Origin of the sequence: Tunturiibacter empetritectus (assembly GCF_014201375.1) — a bacterium.
In the GTDB taxonomy this organism is placed as follows: domain Bacteria; phylum Acidobacteriota; class Terriglobia; order Terriglobales; family Acidobacteriaceae; genus Edaphobacter; species Edaphobacter lichenicola_D.
Genome location: NZ_JACHDZ010000004.1, coordinates 219,574 through 245,338 on the forward strand (window position 1 = coordinate 219,574; position 25,765 = coordinate 245,338).

The 25,765-nt window shown below is 58.0% G+C and carries 17 protein-coding genes; 4 read left to right on the forward strand and 13 right to left on the reverse strand.

Translation table 11 applies throughout. From position 1 onward, the window contains the following. Window positions 1-75 precede the first annotated feature (75 nt). The gene (locus HDF10_RS13020) at window positions 76-2,730 is read right to left on the reverse strand and encodes an ABC transporter permease (RefSeq protein ID WP_183814088.1); all 2,655 of its coding nucleotides are present in this window, start codon (window positions 2,728-2,730) and stop codon (window positions 76-78) included. Next, complete coding sequence (locus tag HDF10_RS13025) at window positions 2,727-3,071, reverse strand: PadR family transcriptional regulator (protein WP_183814090.1); 345 nt, start codon at window positions 3,069-3,071, stop codon at window positions 2,727-2,729. Before HDF10_RS13025 ends, HDF10_RS13020 begins: the two co-directional genes overlap by 4 nt. Window positions 3,072-3,369: 298 nt before the next feature. Here HDF10_RS13025 and HDF10_RS13030 point away from each other — a divergent pair, with 298 nt between their 5' ends. Beyond that, window positions 3,370-5,892: an ABC transporter permease gene (locus HDF10_RS13030; RefSeq protein ID WP_183814092.1), complete on the forward strand. Its 2,523-nt coding sequence runs from the start codon at window positions 3,370-3,372 to the stop codon at window positions 5,890-5,892. A 253-nt stretch (window positions 5,893-6,145) separates the two neighbouring features. Beyond that, window positions 6,146-7,255 carry an ATP-dependent DNA ligase gene (locus HDF10_RS13035; protein WP_221271695.1) on the forward strand — a complete coding sequence of 370 codons (1,110 nt, stop codon included), beginning with the start codon at window positions 6,146-6,148 and terminating at the stop codon, window positions 7,253-7,255. A 22-nt stretch (window positions 7,256-7,277) separates the two neighbouring features. Here HDF10_RS13035 and HDF10_RS13040 read toward each other — a convergent pair whose 3' ends face one another. Continuing rightward, the gene (locus HDF10_RS13040; protein ID WP_183814094.1) at window positions 7,278-8,654 is read right to left on the reverse strand and encodes a DNA polymerase domain-containing protein; all 1,377 of its coding nucleotides are present in this window, start codon (window positions 8,652-8,654) and stop codon (window positions 7,278-7,280) included. Between the two features lie 391 nt (window positions 8,655-9,045). Here HDF10_RS13040 and HDF10_RS13045 point away from each other — a divergent pair, with 391 nt between their 5' ends. Together HDF10_RS13045 and HDF10_RS13050 are read left to right on the forward strand one after the other, a co-directional pair. Next, on the forward strand, window positions 9,046-10,347 hold the full coding sequence (locus tag HDF10_RS13045) for a class I SAM-dependent rRNA methyltransferase (RefSeq protein WP_183814096.1): 1,302 nt from the start codon (window positions 9,046-9,048) through the stop codon (window positions 10,345-10,347). Between the two features lie 100 nt (window positions 10,348-10,447). Next, window positions 10,448-11,641, forward strand: a complete 1,194-nt coding sequence (locus HDF10_RS13050) for a BaiN/RdsA family NAD(P)/FAD-dependent oxidoreductase (protein WP_183814098.1) — start codon at window positions 10,448-10,450, stop codon at window positions 11,639-11,641. A gap of 27 nt (window positions 11,642-11,668) precedes the next feature. On the opposite strand, the gene HDF10_RS13055 is transcribed toward HDF10_RS13050, so the two are convergent. From HDF10_RS13055 to HDF10_RS13100, 10 genes are all read right to left on the reverse strand, one after another. Continuing rightward, window positions 11,669-16,291: a choice-of-anchor D domain-containing protein gene (locus tag HDF10_RS13055; protein WP_183814100.1), complete on the reverse strand. Its 4,623-nt coding sequence runs from the start codon at window positions 16,289-16,291 to the stop codon at window positions 11,669-11,671. Between the two features lie 315 nt (window positions 16,292-16,606). Further along, window positions 16,607-18,034: a deoxyribodipyrimidine photo-lyase gene (locus HDF10_RS13060; RefSeq protein WP_406706315.1), complete on the reverse strand. Its 1,428-nt coding sequence runs from the start codon at window positions 18,032-18,034 to the stop codon at window positions 16,607-16,609. Between the two features lie 97 nt (window positions 18,035-18,131). Then, window positions 18,132-18,467 (reverse strand): cytochrome C oxidase subunit IV family protein, encoded by a 336-nt coding sequence (locus HDF10_RS13065; RefSeq protein WP_179640344.1) that lies wholly within the window; start codon window positions 18,465-18,467, stop codon window positions 18,132-18,134. 42 nt (window positions 18,468-18,509) lie between these two features. Further along, the gene (locus tag HDF10_RS13070) at window positions 18,510-19,274 is read right to left on the reverse strand and encodes a cytochrome c oxidase subunit 3 (RefSeq protein WP_183814104.1); all 765 of its coding nucleotides are present in this window, start codon (window positions 19,272-19,274) and stop codon (window positions 18,510-18,512) included. Next, entirely contained in the window at window positions 19,267-20,937 is a 1,671-nt protein-coding gene (locus HDF10_RS13075) for a cytochrome c oxidase subunit I (protein WP_183814107.1), read from the reverse strand. Before HDF10_RS13075 ends, HDF10_RS13070 begins: the two co-directional genes overlap by 8 nt. Next, the gene (gene coxB, locus HDF10_RS13080; protein WP_183814109.1) at window positions 20,934-21,977 is read right to left on the reverse strand and encodes a cytochrome c oxidase subunit II; all 1,044 of its coding nucleotides are present in this window, start codon (window positions 21,975-21,977) and stop codon (window positions 20,934-20,936) included. Before coxB ends, HDF10_RS13075 begins: the two co-directional genes overlap by 4 nt. Window positions 21,978-21,986: 9 nt before the next feature. After that, window positions 21,987-22,886 carry an SCO family protein gene (locus HDF10_RS13085; RefSeq protein ID WP_183814111.1) on the reverse strand — a complete coding sequence of 300 codons (900 nt, stop codon included), beginning with the start codon at window positions 22,884-22,886 and terminating at the stop codon, window positions 21,987-21,989. A gap of 36 nt (window positions 22,887-22,922) precedes the next feature. Next, on the reverse strand, window positions 22,923-23,615 hold the full coding sequence (locus tag HDF10_RS13090) for a hypothetical protein (RefSeq protein ID WP_183814113.1): 693 nt from the start codon (window positions 23,613-23,615) through the stop codon (window positions 22,923-22,925). Further along, window positions 23,605-24,942 (reverse strand): hypothetical protein, encoded by a 1,338-nt coding sequence (locus HDF10_RS13095; protein WP_183814115.1) that lies wholly within the window; start codon window positions 24,940-24,942, stop codon window positions 23,605-23,607. Before HDF10_RS13095 ends, HDF10_RS13090 begins: the two co-directional genes overlap by 11 nt. A gap of 33 nt (window positions 24,943-24,975) precedes the next feature. Then, window positions 24,976-25,758 carry a c-type cytochrome gene (locus HDF10_RS13100; RefSeq protein WP_311732753.1) on the reverse strand — a complete coding sequence of 261 codons (783 nt, stop codon included), beginning with the start codon at window positions 25,756-25,758 and terminating at the stop codon, window positions 24,976-24,978. Window positions 25,759-25,765: the final 7 nt, after the last annotated feature.

Genomic DNA, 25,765 nt, shown 5'->3' on the forward strand with positions numbered 1-25,765 from the left:
AACGCAATTTCGCTCGCGTTTAACTTCGGCTGACCCTTGACTTGAGACCCTGCCCTTGAAGAAGAATGGGACGAATTACTCCGCCCGCAACGCCTCCACCGGATTGATCGAAGCCGCCCTTCGCGCCGGAATATAACTGGCCAGCAGAGCCGCGGCAGCAAGCAGCAGAGCCACTCCGCCCAGAGTCTCCACATCCCACCTCTGCGCCCCAAACAGCACACTGCGCAGCAGTAGCGTAGCCGCCAGCGAGCACACCAGCCCCAGCGCAATCCCCGCCATCGCCAGCCGTCCACCCTCCTTCAATACCATCCGCTGCACCATCTCCCTCTGCGCCCCCAGCGCCATCCGCACGCCAATCTCCCGCGTCCTCTGGCTCACCGAGTAGGCAATCACCCCATACAGCCCAATCATCCCCAGAAGCAGCGCCATCACAGCAAACCCACCCACCAGCCACGCCGACGAACGATGCAGATAAGCCGTCTGAGAATCGTTGATGTGCTCCAAGATCGTGGACTCATCCGGAACTCCGATACCCGGATCGAACTCATGGACCGCAGCAACAATCGTAGGCAACAAAGTCTTTTCGTCCTGCGAGGTGCGAACGATCACGTTGAAGTAAGTATCCGGGCTCTGGTCCGCAGGAGCGTAGATCGCCGGCAGAATCGGCTGATCGAGCGAAGCCTCCCGCAGATCATCCACCACCCCAACAATCTCCCTGATCGACTTGGGCGACAGCGCCGTATCTCCGATCCTCGCGCCCAGCGGGTCCTGATTCGGAAAGTACAACCGGACGAATGCCTGATTGATGATCACCACACGAGGCTTCGTCCCATCCTCGTCGGGAGTGAAGAACCGGCCCCGAATCAACCGCGTCTTCACCGTCGAAAAGAAGTTGGCAGTGATGTCGCGCTCGTTCACCTCATTGTGTTTGCCGTTGTACTCCCGCCCGACAAACCGTATCCAGTCCGTATTGCCGTTTGACGAGGCCGGAAGCTGGCTCGTCGTCGCCACCGCGACCACCCCCGGCAAGGCTGCAATGCGATCGAGCAGCTGCCGCCGCGCTACTACGATCTGCTCCTCCTTGGGGTAAGTCTTGTCCGGTAAAGAGACCGAAAGCGTCGCCAGATGGTCCGGCTGAAAGTTCAAATCGACATGCAGCAGATGATAAAAACTCTTGCCCAGCAACCCCGCTCCCACCAGCAAAACAACTGCGATCGCCAACTCCAGTACCGTGAGGTTCGCTCCGATTCGTCGCCAGAGAACACCGGCAGAGCCGCGCGAACCCTCTGTCAGACCCTCTCGCATCTCGTCGAACGAGAGCCGCACAATCGGCGTCAACGAAAAGATCACCGCAGCCAGCGCCGCAATCGCCAGGGCAAAGCACGCAACGTGAAAGTTCAGTCCAAGTCCGCGAAGATAGGGCATATGGCGCAGCATGTCGAACGGGATAAGCCGTAGCAACGCCTGCGAGGCAAAGACCGCACACACCAACCCAAGCAAAGAACTCCCAAACACAAGCAGAACACCTTCGGTTACAAATTGCCGTGCCAGCCGCAGCGGCGAAGCCCCCAGCGCTCCCCGCACCGCAATCTCCCGCCTCCGGCTCTCCGACCGCACCAGCAACAGGCTCGCAACGTTCACACACGCAATCAACAGCAGTAGCCCCGCACCCGCCAGCAGCAAAAGCAGAATCGGGCGAATATCCCCGACGATCAACTCCGACAGCGGCTGCACCACGGCACTCTGTCCCCGATTCGAGTCAGGATACTGTCGCTCCAGCTGCTCCGCTATGGCTTTCATATCTGCCAGCGCTGCCGCAACCGACACGCCATCCTTCAGTCGCGCCACACCGTACATCCCATGGCAGCTGCGTCTCAAATCGCACTCATTGGCCGAGCCTGCATGCATCGTCGTCCAGAACTCCGCGTTATTGTGCGGCGCAAACTCAAAGCTGTCCGGCATCACCCCCACAATCGTGTACGGCGTGCCGCTCAACGATACCGCCTGCCCCACAATATCTTTCCTGCCGCCAAAACGCTTCTGCCACGTCGAATAACTCAACATCACCGTACGTGGCGCGCTCAACAGATCCTCTCCCGCATAAAAGTCACGCCCCAGCAAAGGAGCCACGCCCAGCGTATGAAAGAATCCATCCGTCACCCGCTCCCCCGCCACCGGCTCAACCCCCGACGGCGTACTCAACAGATAGCCCGTCCCCTCGTACGCATCGAGCGAACGAAAGCTGCGATTCATCCGCTTCCAATCGAAATAATCGGGATAAGAGAGATTCGAACGCGGAAACAGAGCCGCGCTCTCCGTAACGTCAGCAAGGCCTTCAGGATTTGGATAAGGAAGCGGTCTCAAGAGAGCAGCATCCACAAACGCAAAGATCGCAACACTAGCCGCAATCCCGAGCGAAAGCATCAGCACTGCCGTAATCGTGAACCCAGGATTCTTCCCCAGCTGCCGCAGCGCAAAGCGCAGATCCTGCCACAGCGTCTCGAAGAAGGGGGCCGTGCCCCGCTCGCGATAAGCCTGCCGCGTCTGCTCCAACCCGCCAAGCTTCAGCAGCGCATCCCGTCGCGCATCCTCCTGCGTCATCCCCGCGCGCACGTTGTCCTCGATATGCATCTGCAGATGCCCTTCAATCTCGCTGGCAAACTCCTGCTCCCGCCGCCCGGCAGAGAACATCCCAACCAATCGTCGCAACGCCGCACGCAGCCTCTTCATGCCGGATCCTCCGTCCCCCCCAGAAACCGCGCCAGGATCGCTGTCGTCTGCTCCCAGTTGCTGGTCTCTCTTTCAAGCTGCTTCCGCCCCACCCGCGTCAGCTTGTAAAACTTCGCCTTGCGATTGTTCTCCGACACCCCCCACTCCGACACAATCGCCCCCTCCTGCTCCAGCTTCAGCAGCGCCGGATACAGCGTCCCGTAGTTCAGCGAGAGCACATCCCCGCTGGTCTGCTCAATCCGTCGCGCGATCCCATACCCATGCAGCGAGCCCATGCTCTCCAGCGTCTTCAACACCATCAACGCCAGCGTCCCCTGCCACACATCCGCCTTCTCACCCATTCCAAGCTCTCCTATTGCCTTCAAATAGGAGTATGCACCCGCCTCTATTGGAAAGCAATAGAAGACAGCAAAGCATCCCCAACCAAAGCCCCTCAACCAACGCCGCTGCTCGTCTCTCTCTCTCTCTCTACGCACTGTTCACTTGCGAACGAAGTAGTCCGTTTCCGGACAAATTCACCTCCACCACCACGGCAGCCCGCCCGCATCTGCAGAAAATAAATTACTTGCAGCCCACACTGTTTGGCGGGAAACGTGCCACCATCTCTCCGTAGGCCCCTGTCCCCGGAGGATTTTTTTAATGCAGACCCTGCTCCAGAACCTGCGCTTTGCCATTCGCCAGCTACGCAAGTCGCCCGGGTTCGCCCTCACTGTGGTGCTCACCCTGGCCCTTGGCATCGGCGCCAACGCAGCCGTCTTCACCCTCTTCGACCAGGCCTTGCTCCGGATGCTGCCCGTCCAGCATCCCAAAGAGCTCGTCCGCTTCGAGTGGTCTGGAGGCTTCTCCGGTTCGGCCAGCAGCTTCGGCGGCGATCTCACTAACTACTTCTCCTACCCCATGTACAAAGATCTCCGCGATCAGAATCAAGTCTTCTCCGGAATGATTGCCGCGATCAGAGCCAGCAGCGGAATCTCCTGGCACAACCAGGCAGAAGATAACGATATCGAACTCGTCAGCGGAAACTACTTTGACATGCTCGGTCTCAAGCCCGCCCTCGGACGCCTCATGAACGCCCAGGACGACACCGCGAAGAGCGCCAATCCTGTCGTGGTTCTCAGCTACGACTACTGGAAGACTCGCTTCGCCGCATCCCCCGACGTAGTCGGCCAGACCGTTCTCATCGAAGGCCACCCCTTCACCATCCTCGGTGTCGCTCCAGCCAACTTCCAGTCAGCCATCGGAGGCTACAAGCCCGGCGCCTTCATGCCGCTCAGCATGGTCGAGATCGTCCTGCCCGGAACCGCCTCCCGCGACAACCTGAACAACCACCAGTCCATCTGGCTCACACTCGTCGGCCGCCTCAAACCGGGAGTCTCCGCAACTCAAGCTCAAGCCAGCCTCGAACCACTCTGGCACAATCTGCGCGCCCACGAGCTCACCCTCTACAAGAACAGAACCGACCACTTCAAAAAACGCTTCCTCGACGACTCGCATCTCAAAGTCCTCGACGATTCAACCGGCTTCGCCCCTGACCGCATGGACCTCAAGACGCCGCTGATCATCCTGATGAGCATGGCCGGACTGTTAGTCGCGATGTGCGCCATCAACGTAGCAACCCTTCTGCTCCTCAAAGCCTCCAGCCGGGCCCGCGAGATGTCCATGCGCTACGCCCTCGGCGCGAAGCAGAGCCGGATCGTCTCGCAGCTTCTCCTCGAAGGCGGACTCCTCGGTCTGGTCGGCGCAGCAGCCGGCCTGCTCATGGCTCCGCTCGTCACCAACACCCTGGTCCGTCTTCTCACCAGCGCCAACCCCGGCGAAGAGCCCTACTCCAGCGCCATCGACGCCCGCGTGCTCCTCTTCACTCTGGGCGTAGCTCTCATCGCAAGCCTGCTCTTCAGCATGGCGCCCGTACTGCACTTCCTCCGTCCCGACCTCGCCAACGCACTGCGCCAAAGCACCGGAACCGCCTCCAAAAGCTCGCAGAGATTCCGCAAGGTCGCAGTCGGCGTGCAGATCGCTCTCAGCGTCTTGTTGCTCGGCGGCGCAGGCCTGTTCGTCAGAACCCTCAACAATCTTCACCACCAGCAGGTAGGCTTCGACACCAGCCATCTGGCCACCTTCAACTTCGATCCCTCAGACTCCGGCTACGGAGCGGACCGCATGATCCCAACCGTGACCAACGCGCTCGATGCCGTGCAGCGCATCCCCGGCGTCCTCTCCGTCGCAGCCACCAACGATGCAGAGCTCACCGGAGACTCCCACTTCAGCGGCTTCTCCGTCGAAGGCCATAAGTTCACCGACGACGAGAAGACAGACTTCGAAGCTCCCTGGATCACCTCCGGCTACTTCGCCACGCTCAAGCAGCCGTTGCTCGTCGGAAGAGAGTTCACCGTCGCAGACTCGCACGAAGCTCCAAAAGTAGCCGTCGTCAACCTGACCTTTGCCAAGCGATTCTTCGGATCGGCGCAGAATGCCCTCGGCCGCATGATCTCCGAAGGAGGAGACACTCCAACCCCTCCCGACACAACCATCATCGGTGTCGTAGGCGACATCAAACATCAGAATCTGCGCACAGAGATAGGATTGGCGGTCTATCGCCCCTATCCACAGATCAAACACCCACTCGGAGTAAAGATCTACGCACGCACCACCCAGTCTCCCGAGATGGTCGAATCCGCAATCCGCCAGGCCATCCACGGAATGGATCCCACCCTCGTCGTCGACGGCATGCGAACCATGGACGAACAGGTCGATCGCGTCACCGCCGACGAACGCGCGCTGGCTCTCCTCGCAGTCGGCTTCTCAGCACTCGCTATCCTGCTCGCAGCGGTCGGACTCTACGGCGTACTCGCCTACTCCACCGAACAGCGCACCCGCGAGATCGGCGTACGCCTCGCCCTGGGATCGCAGCGAAGCGGAGTCGTCATGCTCGTCGTCCGCGAGATGTCGATCATCGCCGCAATCGCCATCGTCGTCGCCCTGCCCTCCATCGTCTTACTCGCAAGGCTCTTCCGCAGCCAGCTCTACGGCGTCACCACATCCGACCCCGTAACCCTGATCGTAGCAGTAGCTCTAGCAGTGGTCATGGTCACACTAGCCGCCGTCCTCCCCGCCCGAAGAGCCGCCTCCATCGAACCCATGCAAGCCCTCCGCACCGAGTAGCCCGATCCTGAGCCGACTTTTCGGACAAGTGACGAGACGCGCGTTTATGAGGACTAACCTGCGCGTCCAGTCCAAGCTCAATAAGTGCATTGGCCTGCTATGACTTATTGAGGTCGTGGAAGTGCACGGCTATGAGTAAGCTTATTTGATGCAAGGGGCAGCAGGCTCAAGCAGGTGGCATGTTCGATAGACTGCTGTCTTGTTGCTTTGCCGTCACGTTTGTAAATCAGTTCCACGCACTGTTCACCAATGTATGGCGACGTGCATCCAACACATCGTGCCGCTGCCATTGCCATCGCCGATCCTGCCCATGCTCGCGAAACGGGTTGAGGGGATTCCTGCAAACGCAGAGGGGTGGAGCTTCGAGCCGAAGTGGGATGGTTTTCGCACGGTGATCTTCCGCAACGGCGAAGAACTACTGATTCAAAGTCGCGACGGAAAGCCGCTCGACCGCTACTTCCCGGAACTCCGCGATCCTCTGCTGCAACAACTGCCGCCACGATGCGTTCTGGATGGCGAGATCGTTATCGCACGTGAAGGCGGTCTGGATTTCGATGCGCTAACGTTACGTATCCACCCCGCGGCGTCGCGTGTGAAGACCCTCGCCGCACAGTCTCCGGCATCGGTTGTCTTCTTCGACCTGCTTCAGCTTGAGGATCGTGATCTACGTGACGAGCCTTTCGCCGTAAGGCGCCGTGAACTCGAACGAATTCTTGCCAATGTGCAGACTCCGCTGCATATGACGCCTGCGACGCAGGATCGCGCTACTGCGAAGGACTGGTTCACGCGCTTTGAGGGCGCAGGCCTCGACGGTGTGATAGCCAAGCCTGTTGCGGGGCCGTATACGCCCGACAAACGCACCATGCTCAAGATTAAGCACGAACGCGACTGCGACTGCGTCGTCGCCGGCTTCCGCTGGCACAAAGACAATGAAGGGACTGCCGTTGGTTCGCTGCTGCTGGGTCTCTACAACGACGCAGGGAAGCTACAGCATGTTGGAGTCTGTGCCAGTTTCACCGCGGCAAAACGCAGGGAGCTGGTAGAGTTTCTCGCACCCTATCGCGAAGGAGCCCTGCGCGACCACCCGTGGGCAGACTGGGCCGACGAGGGGGCACAAGCGAGTGGCCGCATGCCCGGCGGCCAATCGCGATGGAACGCAGGCAAAGACCTGAGCTGGCAGCCGCTACGTATTGAGCTTGTGGTCGAGGTGGCCTACGAGCACATGCAGGGCGACCGCTTTCGCCACCTCGCCCACTTCCGGCGCTGGCGTCCTGACAAGCCAACAGGAGACTGTACCTACGAGCAGCTCGAGGTCGTTCCACCGCAGGAGTTGATGAGCATCTTCCCGGAACGCGCCTCCTGAGATAGATCCACTAAGCAGTGGTTCATGATGGCTGCTCTTTCGACTCGCGCCATGCCCGGGTTGGGTCATCATCCGGATCAGGCACCCCCTGCGCGGGTCTCGATTCCTCTGGTACGTGGCGCAGGTTCACGCGAATGCGATACCAGACATAGGCCGACCCGCGCATCCGATCTACCAGCACATCATCCGGGGCCAGTAGTGCCGCGGCTTCCGGGTGCTGTTGCTTCCAGCGTTCCAGCCCGGCCTCCGCCGCAGCCTTATCGGGTGACTGCGCAATCACGATGAGCGGCATAGTCGACTGCCGGCGACCCTTCTTCGCAACAGGATCAGCAAGATCCACGTCTTCTCCCACCGCCTTTGTGATCTTCTTCTTTACGGTCTTCTTCACGGCAGAGGTGCGAGACTTCGAGGGTTGCACTCGCGCGGGCTCGCCCTCCATTTTGCGGAAGTGCGGTGGCCATGGAGCATCGCCAACGCCCTCTGCCTCATCACGGGCAGCCATTTCCAGCAACGCATCGAGCACGCCTGCATGCTCATTCATCGCGGCGTGCGGGTCGCCAATCTTCGCAAAGCGATCTGGCATCGTCAACACGGTAAAGTCGGCAGGATCGCACGTCATCACTTCATCCCACCGTAGCGGCGTACTCACGCGCGCGTCGGGGAGTGGCCTTACCGAATAGGCCGAACAAGTGGTGCGATCTTTCGCGTTCTGGTTGTAGTCCAGAAAAACACCATGACGCTCTTCCTTCCACCACTTGCTGCTCGCCAGCGAACAGCGTTTCTCCACCGCGCGCGCCAGAGCCAGCGCCGCTCGGCGTACCTCGGTGAAGGTCCACCGTGGCTCGATCCGTATGTTGATGTGAATGCCGCGTGACCCGCTGGTCTTCGGCCACGCTACCAGTCCAAGCTCATCAAGGAGAGCCTTTACCTCCATGGCTACCGCGCGTACATCGGTCCAGACCACTCCGGGCTGCGGATCAAGGTCTACGCGTAGCTCATCCGGATGATCGAGGTCTCCGGTACGCACCGGATGCGGATGCAGCTCCATACAGCCGAGGTTGACGATCCACGCGAGGCCGGCCGCGTCATCGACGACTACTTCCTCGGCGGTACGCCCCGAAGGGAACGACAGGGTCACCGTGCGCATCCACTCCGGCAGGTCACTGGGTGCGCGCTTCTGGTAGAAGGGCTCTGCCTCCGCACCATTCACAAAGCGTTTCAGAACGACCGGACGATCCACAATGCCACGCAGCGCACCCGGCGCCACGGCCAGAAAATAGCGGACGATATCGAGTTTTGTGAGCTGCACGCCGCGCGTGAAGTATGGCTTGGACGGGCTGCTGACGCGCACCATGCGGCCAACTACCTCCAACAACTCCGCGTCGTCTACCTTCGCCATCCCGACCCTCACCGACCAAGTGTGATGCGTTCTGTACGCGGCACGTCTCCAATAACTCCGTTCAAGTTAGCGGCAGTAAGATCCCCCAAACCTGTCAAGCCCCAAAGCCACGAATCACCGCGTCAATCCAGCACATTCGCGTGGCGTATCAGTTATCCTCCAACCGCTATACTGGAAGCATGGGAATAAAGGCCCCGATTGAGCGAGGGGCTTTCCTTATGACCCCGTAACTCATTCATTCAAAGTATTTTATACGCAACTCACTTAGAATCAACATTCTACAGACACCACCCATCGCCAAATGACTGAAATAAAACAACTTCCGTCCAAAATACCCCAAGGGGGAGGGGGAGGGGTCCAGCCGGCAGAAACGCTATGCGACCATGGAAAGATGCTTAGAAAAGTAGAAGATCGGGCCCCGCGCGTCGTCGCGGCCCAGCAGCACGGACCAGCCGCAGCCATCACCCGCCGCGCCGCAGACCGCCTCCGAGCCGGACACCTGTGGGTCTACCGCTCGGACGTCGAGTCCCTCGTCCCCCCGATCGGCGCCACCGAGATCGAGCCCGGAGCCCTCATCACGGTGATGGACAGCCGAGGCATCCCCCTCGGCACCGGCCTCTACAGCGCCGCCTCGCAGATCGCAGTAAGAGTCGTCTCAAACGAAGCCGCACTCTCCCGAGCCGCCTACCTCGAGCAGCTCCGCGAACGAGTCCTCGCCGCCCTCGCCCTCCGCGACGAAGTAGCCCCCGAGTCGATGGAAGACGACGCCTGCCGACTCATCTTCTCCGAGGCCGACAACCTCCCCGGCATCGTCGCCGACCGCTACAACGACCTCGTCATCCTCCAGCTCCTCACCCAGGGCACCGCCCAGGACGACGTCCGCAACCTCCTGACCGAAGTCTTCCGCGACCACTTCCGCACCGACACAGGCGGCATCATCCTCTGGGAGCGCCCCGACCCCAAGATCCGCGAACTCGAACAACTGGCCCACCCCGCACCGGGTCCACTCCACCCCCCACACCATCAAGACGCCACCGAAACACCACAACTCACCACCATCTTCACCATCAACGGCCTTCGTTTTCACTTCGACGCAGGCTCCGGCCAGAAGACGGGAGCCTTCCTCGATCAGCGGCTCAACTACGCCGCCGCAGCCCGATACGTAACCGGCTCCGCGCTCGACATCTGCACCTATCAAGGCGGATTCGCCCTTCACATGGCCCAGAACTGCCGCCAGGTCACCGGAGTAGACGCCAGCCGCAGCGCCCTCGAAGTAGCCGACCGCAACCGTGAGCTAAACCCCGATCTTCCCGCTCAGGTCGAGTGGATCGAGGCCGACGCCTTCGAGCTCCTCCGCGAGTACGAATCCACCGGCCAACAGTACGACACCATCGTCCTCGACCCGCCCGCCTTCGCTAAGTCCAAGCGCGCCGCCGAAGGCGCCATGCGCGGCTACAAGGAGCTCAATCTCCGCGCCATCAAGATGCTCCGCCCCGGCGGAACCCTCATCAGCTGCTCTTGCTCCCACCACGTCCCCCTGCAGGAGTTCACCGAGGTCGTCTCCGCCGCCGCCTCCGACGCAGGCCGCCGCGTCCAGCTCCTCGAGACCCGGGGTGCCGCCCCCGACCACCCCGCCGTCCTCACCCTCCCCGAGACCAGCTACCTCAAGTGCCTCATCTGCCGGGTGGGGTAAGAAAAACGCAAGCAATCAGGATCCAAATCGCGGTTCGAAAGAGGCGCGCACACGATCACGAATCCAAAATCACCCGAAGCCACAGAATCTCCGATAGAGAATGACCACAAAACCGCACACACAGAAGGTTGATGTTGTAGTACTCGGCGCTGGCGCGGCAGGAATGATGTGCGCCATCGAAGCCGGCAAACGCGGACGACGGGTGGTCCTGCTCGATCACGCCGAGCGCGTCGGAAAAAAGATCCTGATCTCAGGCGGAGGCCGCTGCAACTTCACCAACATCCACTGCCGCCCGGAGAACTTCCTCTCGGAGAATCCCCACTTCGCAAAGTCCGCCCTGGCCCGCTTCACCCCATCAGACATGGTCGCCATGGTCGAAAGACATGGCATCCGCTACCACGAGAAGACACTGGGACAACTCTTCTGCGACCGCTCCGCCCACGACATCGTCACGATGCTCGAGCGCGAATGCGCAGAGGCCGGTGTCCGCATCATCCTCGGCGCCAAAGCCATCTCCGTCGAGCGTACCGACCATCTCGAGGTTCATACCCCGGAGGCAGTCTTTCAATCCGAGTCCGTAGTCGTAGCCACCGGGGGCCTCTCCATCCCGAAGATGGGCGCAACCGCATCCGGCTACACACTGGCCGAGCAGTTTGGTCTACGCATCGTACCGTGCAGACCGGGCCTCGTCCCCCTCGTCTTCAGCGCCGAGGATCGCGAACAGTGGTGCGACCTGGCAGGTGTTTCAGCCGAGGTGGTCGCTCAAGCGGGAGCCCGCCACCGACAGGGAAGCTTCCGCGAAAAGATGTTGATCACACATCGCGGGCTGAGCGGACCAGCGATCCTGCAGACATCGTCGTACTGGCAGCCGGGCGAGACCATGACTGTAGACCTCGCGCCAGATCTGAACGTCCTTGCCCCATTGCTGGCAAGAAACGCGCGAAGAGATGCCTCCGCAGCGGCGAATGCGATGCGCACGGTCTTGCCGGCCCGCATGGCAGAGCGATGGGTTGTGCTCCACGAGCCAGTCGACTGGACAAACGCATCCTTAGCCCAGATGGAACAGCATATCCATGAATGGCACCTGACTCCCGCCGGCACCGAAGGTTATGCCAAGGCCGAGGTCACCGTGGGTGGCGTGAATACCGCAGAACTGGACGCAAAGACAATGCAGAGCCGCAAGGTACCTGGCCTTTATTTTATTGGCGAGGTCGTCGATGTAACCGGATGGCTGGGAGGCTACAACTTCCAATGGGCATGGGCCTCTGGAGTAAGCGCCGGACAGTCAGCCTGAACATGTACAGCATCGAAGCCCTACGATTCACTGAACGATCAGCGTGAGATTGACACTTCGCGTCAAGCCAGCGCTCGTCGCCGTCGTTACGACAGTGTAAGTCCCCGCCGTCGTCACCGGGCCTGACGGGCCGCCCGGATTCGATCCACTCGTTAAAGGAATCTCCCGTCCCACACCGCAACCGCTCGCAGCAAGCAGGAAACAAAGCAGAGCAAAACCGGCCACACTTGAGCGGCGCGCTGGACGCAGCACCAGCAAACCAAGCGGGAACAAAGTCGCAAATAAAATAACGTCCGAGCGATTGATGAAAGGACGGCTGGACAAAGCAGAGGCTACGCCAGTCAACACGGTTACAGAAACGGTAGTCGTACTACCAAGTGGAATGCTGGAAGGCGTGACATTACAGGTCGAGTTTGCGGGCATTCCCGCGCAGGTGAAAGTTACCGTGCCGGAGACATTGGACGCCGAACTGAGCAGCAATGGAAAGACAGCATTCTGACCACTTGTGATACTGACGCTGGTGATCCCATTGGTGGTGAGCGCAAAGTCCACACCCGGTCCGGTAAGCGAGAGTGTCTGAGGCGAGTTACCCGCGCTATCTGTCACCATAAGCGATCCAGTACGCGGCCCACCAACTGTCGGCGCAAAGGCGATCTGCAACACGCAAGCAGCATCAGGCGCAACGTTTGCTCCGCAGGTGCTGCTATTCGGCAAAATCACAAAGTCTCCGGTAAGCGAGATGCCTTGTATCGAGAGCGGAGCGCCAACATTGTTGGTCAACGTAATGGCTTGTGAAGCAGACTGAAGCCCAACGCCTGTAGGAGGGAACACAACCGTTGAGAAGGGTGCCAATGACACACCGGGCGGTGCGATGCCGATGCCGTTTAGCGCCACCGTCTGGGTTCGATACTGGTCCGCTACCGACAGTGTGCCCCTGAGAGGGCCAACGTTCTTTGGAGCGAAGGCGACGTTCATGGAGCAAGTGGAGTGCGGGTTCAGCGAGTTACCGCAGGCATTCACAACTGTGAAGTCTCCGCTTGTGATCTGTGCCGCAATGAGAGTCAACGGCAGATCGCCCGTATTTGACAAAGTAATCTGCTGTGGAGCGCTCGCAGTATCTACCTGCTGTGCCCCAAACGTGAGTGTCAGCGGCGAGAGTGCGTCCGTTGCGGGAGATGTTCCGATTCCGCTCAGCGAAGCCGTCTGGATTCCCACATCATCGGTCACGGTTAAGGTTCCGGTTCGAGTTCCAGACGCACTAGGCGTGAACACAATCCCAACCGTGCATCCGACCCCTGGCCCGAGGGTCGGACCACAGGTATCGACGGTGATTCTGAAATCTCCCCCGTTTATGATCGCCCCTTGCAAGCCCACAGCGTTATTACTCGTATTGGAAATAGTAATGTTTTGAACCGGGCTGGTTGCGTTGAGAGTTGTTGAAGGAAAAGTAAGCACAACGGGATCGAGAACAATCGCCGCAGCAGCCAGTCCAGTACCCGTCAATGTCGCGGTTGCCTGCCCACCGGCAACATTACCGTAAATAGTAAGGATCCCGCTTCGACCCCCCGTCGCGGTAGGTAGAAAGCTGATCTGAATCGTGCACGTCAAGTTGATAGCAATAAGTGCTGCCGTACAGTTATCAGTCTCATTGAAATCGCCCGTAACTGCCACCAGGCTGACCGTGAGCGGAGCAAGCCCTGTATTTGTAACTGTAATAGTTTGTGCCGCACTCGCGGTACCGATCGACTCACCGTTGAAGGTAAGCGCAATGGGGTTCAAACTAATGACCGGCTGTGCTGCAATAGCTGCCGTAACCAGGGGAATCTGCCATAACCCGCGACCGTAAGTTCCAGCGCGCAACTCACCAGTGCGTCCATCACCAGTAGCCATGGCTGGTGCGGCCGCAAGTTCTACAACAGGAGCATTCGGCAAGCCGGTGCCGTAGACACTCCAGCAATTAGCAGTGGTGCACGTCGTAACCCCGGTCGTAACGTACACACCCGTATCCATCGCAACGTAAATCGTATTGGCATCGTTCGGGTCGACGACGACGCTGTTGGCCGGAGCGTCAGGCAGGTTGCTGCTAATGTTGCTCCAATGAGCACCAGCATCAATGGAGCGATAGAGATGAGCTGCGTTGACCCCGTTTCCCGCAAAGCCCATCACTGTCGCATAGACAGTCTTCCCGGTCGCATCATGAGGATCTGCTGCGACCGCCGAAAGGTCGAACCCCCCGGAGTTGAAACTAGTCCCTTGGCCGTTTGTAACAGGAGACGTTGCAATATCCGTCCAGGTCGTTGTGCTATTTGCGGTGCCCGCCGTAGTGATGGAGTAGAGATGGCCTCCAACGCTGCCGCCCCCATCAAGTTTCCCCGCCATACCGGCATACAGAACCGGAGAATCAGAGTCTCGCACAGTCGATGCATTGTTTAGGAGTCCGCCTGCAGCCAGAGATCGCAGAACTGGATTTTTACTAACACAGGATGTACCTAGAGGGCCGGCCAGAAGACTGCTGATTGCGTTCGAGGAAGGCCACGATGACCCACCGCTCACTGGTCCGCGCCACACCCTGCAAGTCCCGATAAGAACATTGGAAGGGAGGACGGGATCAAGCAGCCAGGGAGCATCGATGACCGAATCATCTTCATCCACCTGCGCAGGGCCAATCGTCGGCGTGCCCACAAAGTCCGCAGAAGAGCAGGCAGCCCCCTTGGAACATTGACGGATACTCACACCGGCGGCAGTGGACACGTACCACAAGGAAGGATTCGTCTGGTCGATTCCAACGGTACCGCCTTCGCCCGTTGAAAGCTGCGGCCACGAGCTTAGACCCAGAGATGTCGTTGCCGCGGTGCCATTCGCACCAAGACCGACAAGCACGGTACCGGCATCGGAGGGATGCTGCGCAAAGCTGACGACCTCCGCCAGCGAGCCAAGGCCGCCGTTGAGATTTTGGAAGTGAGTCGCATCATCGGTGGAGCATGGAGTTGACTGCTCGTTCACACCGTCGGTCGACCGCCAGAGGCCGCCATCGTTGCCAAGGTAAATCAGCGGTTGCGAGGCCGTAGCCAGCGTGGCAATCGCATGTTGAGCCGGCGCCACCTGTGCGGGCGCAGCACATCCATTCAACGCATTGGTAGTGTTGCGCAGCGCACATCCCGCGGAAACAGCGCAGCGGAAAAGATCGGCCGTCCCGACATACAGAATCGTGCCCTGAGTCGAGCCGCTCGGTCCCGATGGCGCAGCCGCAAGCGCCAGGTTATAGTCTGCCTGTGGCACGACAGTGCTGCCATTGCCAATCTCCAGCGCAGCCGATGGCAACTGCTTCCCGAAGGTGATTGTTCCGTTGCCGCAGTTCCCTCCGGAAAGACCACATACATCCTGCCACAGCCCTTGATCGAGATTGTTTTGATCAACCGTCAGCGCAAACGTATCGCCCGTATTGGGCTGCACGGCCAACGCCCCGCGAAAGATCGGACACGATGTGCTTCCCAACGATGTTGGATCCGGTGGACAGTTCATCGCAGTAAGTCCCTGTCCAGGCTGATTCGCCAGCCGGGTCCAGGTCACGCCATCTGCCGACTCGTAGTAACCGTGATAACGAATCGCACCATAGAAACGGTGGCGAACGGGATTCCAGACAACTGCCGTCGCCGCTCGGCCACCGAGAAGTTGACTGGGAGATTGTGGGCTCTGCACCGACTGACTGCCGTCCATGATCGTGGACATCTGCCAGGTCACGCCGGCGTCGGTCGAGTAGTAAAACCCCATCACGCTGTTCGTCGCATCCGGCGCATTGACTAGAACACCCTCCGCCGCCTGTGAAACTGCTGCAACGACAGTGCCCGGAGTAGCCGTACTCCATGCAAAACCTGCGAAGCCTAGTCCACTGAAGAGGTGGTTGCCTGCAACGCCATCCTGAGAGTTTTGAATAAGCGTCCACGTCACGCCGTTATCTGCCGAGCGCAACAGTCCGCTTCCGTAAAAGGAATCGGAGGCGTCGTTAGGATCCCCTGTCCCTGCAAGGATCACGCCAGATTGAACACTGATTGCACCGATACTGAGCGACGGAATCGCGGCGGTTCCCGCATTCGCGCTGAAGACCGGCAGCGTATCCGTGAGCGGGACGAAGGTGACGGTGGCCGATGGTCCAGCCGCATTGATCGACTTCCAAACTCCACCGCCTATCGTCCCAAGATAGACCGTATTGCCAGTTGGATCAGCAGGGTCGATCGCAATCGCTGTGACCCGACCGGTCACATTGCCATAGGCGATGCTGGCAACCTGATGCGGCCCAACTGCCTGCCACGGCGCGCTCAAACTCGACAGTTGCGCTGAAGCAGCTTGCTCCACCAACATCGCCGCGTGCTTCTGCCGAGCGGAGTCCATGACTTGTGCAGCCGGTACATCTCCGGCAAGAGTACGGCCATCGACAAAGCGACGCGACCTGACCGTGTGCGACGAGAGGGAATTAGCCGAAGGCACGCTGCCTTCATGCTGCGCAGCGGTCGGTACGGGGGACAGCTGACCGAAGACAAGAACGGGCACCGTCAACGCGAGAAAGAAAATGACTGCAGAAAAGAAGCGACTCGCCCAGTAGGGGAGATGCTCTGCGAGACGCTCGTGTTGTGAGGATAGAACCAGGCCCATAGCGTGTGATCCGCGACGTAAAAGACAGCTAACATTGATGCTGCAAGCTGACATCGGATGAGTCAACGCTAGAGCAGGAGAAGGTACGACAGACAGTGCCAGAACGGGATGAGAAATCTCTCATGAACGTTCGACGTTTGGGCGTTACCGGGGCTCTGTGGCCACCTCTTCAAAGCTTTCCAAATAGCAATATAGTGGAGGTCAAGCAAAGTCCGCTATTTCTCGAATCTACCATTAGCTGCAACAGCGCCACAATCTCATCATAGTTGTAGGCTTTCCTCGAGGACAGCAGCAGGTAAGACTTTATGGGAATTCTTAAAACGCCAGCGAACCCTGCTGTGGAAGGATCTTCATCTGCCGCATGTACTCTTTCGAATCGAACTTCTTCCCCGTCGACGCGCCGGACATATATCGAATCTTGCCGAAGATGGGCCGCGTTCCCCAGGCACGATCGAACTTCCCCAGTATCGCCCAGGCAATCCCCGCGTAGCCATTCGGGTCCCTGCCATCCAGAAAATACTTGTCGTTGAGATAGATGGAATACTTCATCGCGGTAGCCACGTCAGGCGTCCACTCCAGAATCTTCTTCGCCCAGTACATCCGCAGATAATTGTGCATCCAGCCATATCGAACCATTTGAATCTGGGCTGCGTTCCAAAGATCGTCATGAGTATGCGCGTTCTCTAGTTGCTGAAGCGTATACAAATGCTCCCGCTCATCTCGGGCGTGTTCGGCAATCGTCGTCCTTGCCCACTGCTCTGCACAATCAGGCGAATCATAGTTCGGCGTGTAGCGCACGAAGTTGACGGCGAGTTCGCGCCAGGCGATCAGTTCATTGAAGTAGCTGTCGCGCGCAGGCTTTAACTTCGGGTTCGCCTTCGCAGCCGCTTCTACGGCAAGCGCAATCGTGATGGGACCAACATGCCCGTAATGTAGATAGGGCGACATGCAGGAAGTTCCATCCGTCTCTGGATGATTGCGCTGCGTGTCGTAGTCTTTCAAAAGCTTTCGCGTAAAAAGTTCAAGACGCCGAAGTCCAGCATGGGTCCCCCCCTTCCATGCTTCCACCGGAGGAACGCTACGATCGAGCTCCTTCCAGTCGCGTGTCATGTCCTCATGGACGGAGTCGGCATAAAATCCTCGAGGCCGTTTCCATTCTCGCTCCACGTGAATATTTTCGTAGGGATGCAGGTACTCCGGCAAGAGGCGATACAAGCGCGGCCGGATTGTGTACGCCCCATACTGGGCCTTTTCCATCAGCTTCGAAGGAACCACGACATCCGTATCCACAGTCCAGAACGGAATCTTAATCTTCGATGCCAACGCCCCACGCCACTGTTCTGGCACGCGCATAGGATTTTCATCCCCAATCAAAAACGCCGCACGAACGTCAGCAAGGAACTGCTTGTGCGATTCGCGCGGAGCACGACGCATCACAAACGAGATATTTCGAGCCGCAAGATCGACCTCGATATCCGGCAACCCTTGATTGAGAAAAACATAGTGGCGCAGATTCGCGTGGGGAAAGTTAGAAATCCCCGCAAAATAAACTACAAGCGGAAGGCCAAGCAGGTTCGCTAAGTTAGCGGCGAGATCGACCGCATGATTATCGATACCTCTCTGCGCCCTTTGCATCCAGTAAACGACGCATCTTCCGTCCGGATCCGGAGGTGCGTCTCGTCGCACCTTCACACGGGGATCTTCCGACCACTCACGCAACTTTTCCGAGGAAGCAGAACTCACTTGAGACATATCTCGAGTGTACGAGGCGGTGCTATAGTGATTTGACCGCAACAAAAAATGCGACCCGAAGGCCGCATCCTTGTAAAAACCATCTGCGCTACCAGAGTCCCCACGCCCGGCTGATGTAGTCGCTCATCGTCATCGTAATCAATACCAAAAACGTGAAAAATCCTGCGGCAACCGTCAGCTTGATCAGATTGGACTGATATTTGACGTGCATAAAAAACAGAATCACTACAACAGCCTTAAAGCTTGCAATAGCCAGCGCTACGACTGGATTGAAAATCCCCAGATCGACATAGGCCGCGCCTACCGTAATCCCGGTAAAGACCAGCAATGTGGCAAAAACAATTCCATAGGTCACCGGCGTGATGATGTGGTGATCGGCGTGTTCTGGATTAATTACATTCGACGGATCGTGATACTCGGACATGGGTCTTCTCCTTCCAGCCAAAACGGCGTTATGCAGTCGCGGCTAGTAGCCGGGGTGTCGGTTGATCAGATAAAGCAAGGGGAAAAGAAAGAGCCAGACGATATCCACAAAGTGCCAATACAATCCGAAGTTTTCGATAGGCGCGACATACCCCGAGGAGAACTCCCCTCGATTGGCACGCCATGTAAGCCAGAATAGAAGCCCGATTCCGAGGACCATGTGGAACGCATGCATTCCCGTCATCGCAAAGTAGAGGAAGAAGAAGACCTGTGTCTTCTGCGCCATATCAGGTGCGAGCGGCTTCTCCTTCAATCCATACGCCTGAGGATTGATGAATTGAGATACATCAAAGTGCGCACCTGGGATGTGATGCTTCTCCCACTTCTCGTGGTACTCAACCGCTTTGATACCGAGAAAGGCGACCCCGAAGAAGGTCGTGAGCACCAGAAAAAGAACAAGAAGCCCTTTCTTCTGCACCTCCGCAGCCCACACCCCTAACGCCATAAAAAATCCCGAGGTAATCAGAATGGCGGTGTTAGCCGCCCCCAGAGGAATGCTGAGCTGATTGGAGGACACGACGAACGCATCATGGTACCAGTTGCGGTACAGCAGATAGGCGAAGAACAACCCGCCAAAGAACATGATCTCAGTCAGCAGGAAAAGCCACATGCCAAACGTGGCAGCCTCGCGCTGCTGCTCCTTCGTCTCGAAGTGATGGCGGTGTTGTGGCAGAACGACATGCTCATGTTCCGCCGCAACCGCAGTCTCGTGCGTGTGTGGATGCGTAGCTACGATCGCATTATCCAACGGTCGTCACCTCTTGTGCAGTCTTGTGGGCGAGCCATTCGTAGTCATAAGCTTCATGATCAACGACTGGCGTCTCGATAAAGTTTTCGGTCAGCGGTGGCGACTGAATCTGCCACTCAAGCCCGGTGGCCTGCCATGGGTTATTGCCTGCAATCGCGCCATACTTCAGCGACCAACCCAGGTACAGCAGCGGTAACATATAACCAACGCCGAGCACCGTAGCTCCCGCGGTTGATAGTACGTTCAGCACCTGGAACTCCGGCGGATAAGCATGGTAGCGCCGTGGCATTCCCAGGTAGCCAAGAATGAACTGCGGCAGGAAGGTCAGGTTGAATCCGATAAAGGTCGTAACCGCTGCAAGCTTGGAGAGCGACTCAGGATACATACGCCCGGTCATCTTCGGCCACCAGAAATGAATGCCCGCCAGGAACGCCATCAACATCCCACCCACCATCACAAAGTGAAAGTGAGCGACGATGAAGTACGTCTCCGTCAGATGAATGTCCATGCCCAGCGCGCCCAGGAACACTCCCGTCATACCGCCAATCGTGAACAGTCCCAGAAACCCAAACGCATAGAGCATCGGCGTCTCGAACGTAATCGACCCCTTCTGCAGCGTAAACGCCCAGTTGAAGATCTTGATCGCCGAAGGAACCGCCACAAGCATCGTCAGCAGCGAGAACACGAGCGCCGAGTAGTTGGACACACCCATGATGAACATATGATGGGCCCAGACAAAGAACCCAAACAGAGCAATCGCCACCGACGAGAATGCGACCGCCGTATAACCGAACACCCGCTTGCGGCTGAAGGTACTAATCACCTCAGAGATCACACCCATGCCTGGAAGAATCATGATGTAAACCGCGGGGTGAGAGTAGAACCAGAAGAGATGCTGGAACAGCAGCGGATCGCCGCCCTTGGTCGGATCGAAGACGCCAATTCCAACCAGCCTCTCGAGAGCAACCAGGACCAGCGTGATTGCCAGAACCGGCGTTCCAAGCACCATCAAAATCGACGCGGCGTAATTTGACCAGCAGAACAGCGGCATACGGAACCACGTCATGCCAGGCGCCCGCATCCGGTGGATCGTAACGATGAAATTCAATCCGGTAAAGATCGACGAAAATCCAATGATGAAGACTCCCGTAGCGGCCGTCACCACATGGGTATTCAAATAATGTGTCGACAGAGGAGTCGTGAAGGTCCAGCCCGTATCGACGCCACCCAGAACCAACGCGGCCATCGTAAAGAGACCGCCGATCCAGTACAGATACCAGCTCAGCAGATTCACCTTGGGAAAGGCCAGGTCCTTCGCGCCAACCATGATCGGAATCAGGAAATTTCCCAGAGTCGCCGGCACCGATGGCACAAGAAACAGGAAGACCATGATGATGCCATGCATGGAGAAAAACTTGTTGTAGGTGTCGGAGGCAACCAGATCGGGCTGTGGTGTCAGCAGTTCCAACCTGATGAGACCCGCAAACGCACCCCCGATGAAAAAGAAGAACGTAATCGAGATCAGATACAGGATTGCAATGCGCTTGTGGTCGCCAGTAAACAACCAGCTGAGCAGCCCATCCTCATTGTTCAGATAGTTACGCTTCGGAATCGTAGCCGTTCTCTGATCCGGCAGGTTGACGATTGTGTGGGTTGCACTCATGGCTTCACCGTCCCTGGCGTTGTCGGCGCCGTTTGGTTCGACTGTGACGTGGTCAGCGTCTGCTGCACACGGTAGTTGGTCTGCATAGCTTTGATGTACTCGACCAGATCGATCAGGCCGTCTTCGCTGATCTGTCCTTGATAGGTCGGCATAATCGGCGCATATCCAGCCGTAATATGTTGCGAAGGATTCAGGATCGCGTCACGCAGATAGGCGTCGTTGACCAGAACCTGGGACCCGCTGGCCAGTTGCAGCTTCGATCCGTAAACACCCGCAAGATTTGGCCCGCGCGCCGCCGCACTTCCCGAATGGCATGCGTTGCATCCCATGCTGGCAAAGAGTCTCTCGCCATTCTGAGCCAGCGACATTCCGCTGGTGGACTCCTGTGTCCATTTGTCGTAGTCATCCGGGCTCAACACCGTAACTTCGCCGATCATCGCCGAGTGATTCGTCCCGCAATATTGCGTGCAGAAGATGTGGTAGGTCCCCGGAGTCGTGGCCTGGAACCAGACCGTCGAGTAGCGTCCCGGAATCACCTCGCGCTTGACGCGAAAATCAGGAATAGAAAAGCTGTGAAACACATCCTGCGAGATCATCGTCAGCTGCACAGGACGGCCAGTCGGCACATGCAGCGCGTTGATCTCATGCTGTCCGCCAGGGTGCTCCGCCTTCCACATCCACTGCTTGCCGACAACATAGATATTCATCGCATTGGTCGGAGGATTGTAGATGCGGAAGTACAGCAACGCGCCCCAGACAAACACAATCAGGAAGAGAGCGAGAGGAATAATGGTCCAGGTCGCCTCAAGCAAGGTCGAGCCTTCCACCTGGACCGCGACCGGGTGCTTCTCCTTGCGGTAGCGAATCGAGAAGCCAAAGACCAAGACGCCTACCAGCACCAGACCGACTACCGTGATCAACAGCAGGAAGAAGTAGAGCGCGTCAGCGTAGGGCGCAATGGTCGACGCCTCGCGCGGAAAGAGCGCCGAAGCGTTGAGCCACTTCACCAAAAATTGCCACAGGACTGGACTGATATGCATCGTTACCCTTTATCCGTTCTCTTTCTTAGTCAGGTCGTGTTCGCGCGCGGAGTTGACATCTCGTCGAAACATCAAAAACATGAAGCCGCCTAATCCTGCCACCGTCACCATGCCGCCAAACTGCACCACACGCGCAATGATCAGCGAGTGCCTATTCGTCTGCGGATCGTAGTGATAGCAGTAGGTCAAAATGTTCGCAACCGGAGAACCAATCTTGTTGCCCGAAGCGTCGATCAACCCCAACAGCATGTCCTTCGGCGAGTACTCCACTCCGAGGTAATACTGCGCCAGCTTGCCGTCCGTTGTAACAATCTCAATTGAGCTGGCATGAGCGAACTGCGTCAGCTTGCCATCGGGTCCAGGAACCTTGACATATCCAAAACCGACCGCGCTCGTCACCGCATCAATAGCCGGCCGCTGTCCAGTAAGGAAATGCCAACCGGAAGCGGTCTCCGGGCGCCCATACCGCTTTACATAAAAAGCCTTCTTCGCAGCCGCGGTCTCTGGCGTCTCGCTCGGATCGATGCTGATAATGACCACATCGAAATCCTTCCCAGGTGTCAGCTTCACCATCTCCAGCGCACCGGTCAATCCGTCCAGTTCCTCAGAGCACAGCATGGGACAGTTGTAATAAACCAGCGAAAGAATCGCGGGGTGCTTCCCAAAGTAGTCCCCCAGCTTCACAGTCTTCCCTGCGTCGTCCACAAACGAAGCGTCCAATGGAAGCTGTTGGTTCAGATGCTGCGAAACGCCAACCTTCTGCAGCACCTGCGGCAGTTGGTCGCCAGAGTTGTCGCCACTCTGCTTATCGCCGTAGCTTGAGACCTGGCCAAACAGAGGACCGCCCAGCAGCGCGCAGCAGAGAATCGCCGCCTGCCACCCACCCCGAATTGTCCGCCCGTATCTCATATCTCTCTCTATGCTAAATCTGCCTGATCAAATTCTTTACTTCGTTGGAGTAAGCTCTACCTGACTAGCTGCTTCCGCTTTGCCATAGCTCATCTTTTGTTCCCGCGCTTCGATGACCTCAAGCTCATATCCAGTTCTCGCAAATCCAGAGGTCAACGGAGCCAAAACCACTGGCTTCTCGTCGCCAGCCATCTCGACAGTAGTCGCTGCCGCCTGGCTGTTGACCGGCAAGCCACGTTGCGCGATCAACTCCATCGCACGAGTGATCGGAATCCGGATCGAACCATTCTCGGTGGGAGTCACACTGTAGTTGTCGAGCAACAGATCCTCGCGCGCATGCATATCCGCCGTCGCCTGGTTGCCGTCATCTATATCCAATCGCGGCTCAGGAAAGGTCGACGTCATCTGCTGAAATTCTCTCTGCTGCATCTCCGGGTTGCTGGCCAAATCTTGACGCTTGCCGTTGGTCGTCTCAGCACCAGCAAAGTCCGAAAGTTTGTTCCACTTGGTCGTCGGCCCATCCGATTTTTCAATCGCCGAGTTGATGACCTTACCCATCACAAAGCAGAAGACGAAGAAGACCAACACAAACCCAAACAAGCCAGCTAAAAACACCGCGACTCCACCGGCGTTGACGTCTGTCGTTTCATACCCGGGCGAGTCGTCATTGCGGACATGAGCGTCATGCGGTCCCGGAGTTTGATGCATCTCGTGATCGTTAGTGGGCATGTTCAGGCTCCAACATCTCTTCAACGTGAGGATCGTTCACGTTGAGCAAAGGACGTGCTTGCATCTCTCTCATATAAAACCAGCTCCACAGCGAGATCACAGCTACAGGCACAGTGATGTAGGCAAGAATTCCAACATTACCGGCGAGGTGCAAATTACCCGCAGCATCTGCGAAGTTCGGCTCGATCAACCAGAACATATCCAGGCAGCGCGCGAAGAGCATGAAGCAAGTCAGCCAGATCATCTTCTGCTTGTTCCGCTTCAAATCGCGCGACAGCAGCAGGCAGAAGGGAATCAGCCAGTGGCAGATGAAGTCCGCCGAGCAGACATACCACCATCCACCGTGAATCCGATTCAGGTACCAGGGAATCTCGTCCGGCACGTTGCCCGACCAGATGATCAAAAATTCGGCGAAGCAAAGGTAGATATTGAGCATAGTGAAGGCGAATGCCAGCTTGCCCAAATCATGCTGCTCCGTCGCCCTCAGCATCGTCTTCATCGGCTCAAACCGCGACAGCAGGATCACCGTCAGAATGCTGAGCGCGAGTACCGCGTAGCCTTGCCCCACCAGGAACTGCAGCCCCCAGATCGACGAGTACCATGTGATGTCCAGTGACTTGATCCAGACGATCGCACCATCCGTGAGCAGAATGACGTAGATAAGAATTCCGATGCCGCTCAGGTTTTCAAACTTCACCCGCCAGCGGTCAAAGCTTGGCTCGGTCCCGCGCTCCGGATCGGCATCACGCTGAAGCGACCACTTATTCAGAAGAAACGCGAACAGGCCGAGGATCGCAAAGATCACAACCGTCTGAAAGATCGCGGCAGCCGGATTCAACATGGCCCGCTTGGCATTCAGCGTCATCGCCTGTTCAAGCGATACCGCGTGATTCGACAACGCCTGAGCCACCGCTCCAGCAGTCGGAAACGCCGCCCACTGGTACAGATGCTTCCACAGGAAGATGATCGGCACAAACATCAGGCCTACCAGCCAGATGGTGCGCGTCATCGCCTCAAGTGGTCGGCGAAGCAACAGGCCCCACTTGCCGCCGCTGACATATTGCAGCATCAACATCGCCAGTCCACCGCCGGCGAAGGTGAAGCAGATCATGTAGCCCAACAGATAGGCACGAAGGATATGGTTGCGTCCCTCATGACTCCACGAGAAAGCAAGCAGGGAGACAATCGTGGCGACCGCAAATACGATCAGCGCGCGCATCCGCCACGCCGAGAGAATCTCCGGCGCAGCGAGCGACGCAGGCAGTACTCGCGGCCCGTGGTGGGAGTGATCGTGTTGCCCGCCGTTATGTTCGTGTCCAGATGACATGCGTTTCAAGCCTTCGTTCGGAAGCTTCCGAGGTTACTGCTTCGGTGCGGTTTGTCCGGCAGACGCCGCCGGCGCAGCTGCATTGTTTCGTGATGGTGCAGCCGCCGGCGTTCCAGCAGCACCGGCTCCCGCAACAGGGAGCACATAAAGTCCATTGTCAGGCGTGCCCGTCACAGCAGTCGGAGGCAGCACCCACTCATCAGCGAAAGAGGCCGGCAAGCCCTCCCGTTCGGCTATGCTTGCAAGCGGCTCAACATGAGCGCCCGATGCGACGTCAGCCTGCGTCGCCTTCTGGCTCAGCTGCAGTGCCTTGATATAAGCGACAATCGCCCAGCGGTCCGCCGGCACAATCTGCGCCGAATAGTCAGGCATGGAACCGTACCCATTCGAGATCACATGAAAGAAATGCCCCAGCGGCGCAGTCTCGAGCCGAGCCGAATGAAAACTCCCGGCCTTCGAGTACCCTCGCTGCACAATCATGCCAATCCCATTTCCTACACGCGAGTGGCACGGCGTGCAGTAGACGTTGTAACGCTCCTGCCCGCGCTCAAGCACCTGCATCGTCGCCGGGAAGGGCATACCGTCGCCCTCTTTCCCATTCACCAGCCCGGTATAGAAATAGCCATCTTCATGCAGCTGATTTCGCGCAACCGTATTCTCAACCTGCGGGCGAACAGAGCGGCCGTCCGCATAGAAATCAGTGCCACGCTGAGGAAAGAACTTCGGCTGATTATGCATATCCTGACGGCAGCCCGTCACAGCCAGCAGAGACAACGCTGCGGTGGCGAGGCCAAGACGTCGGAATGTCAATCTCACTTGCGTA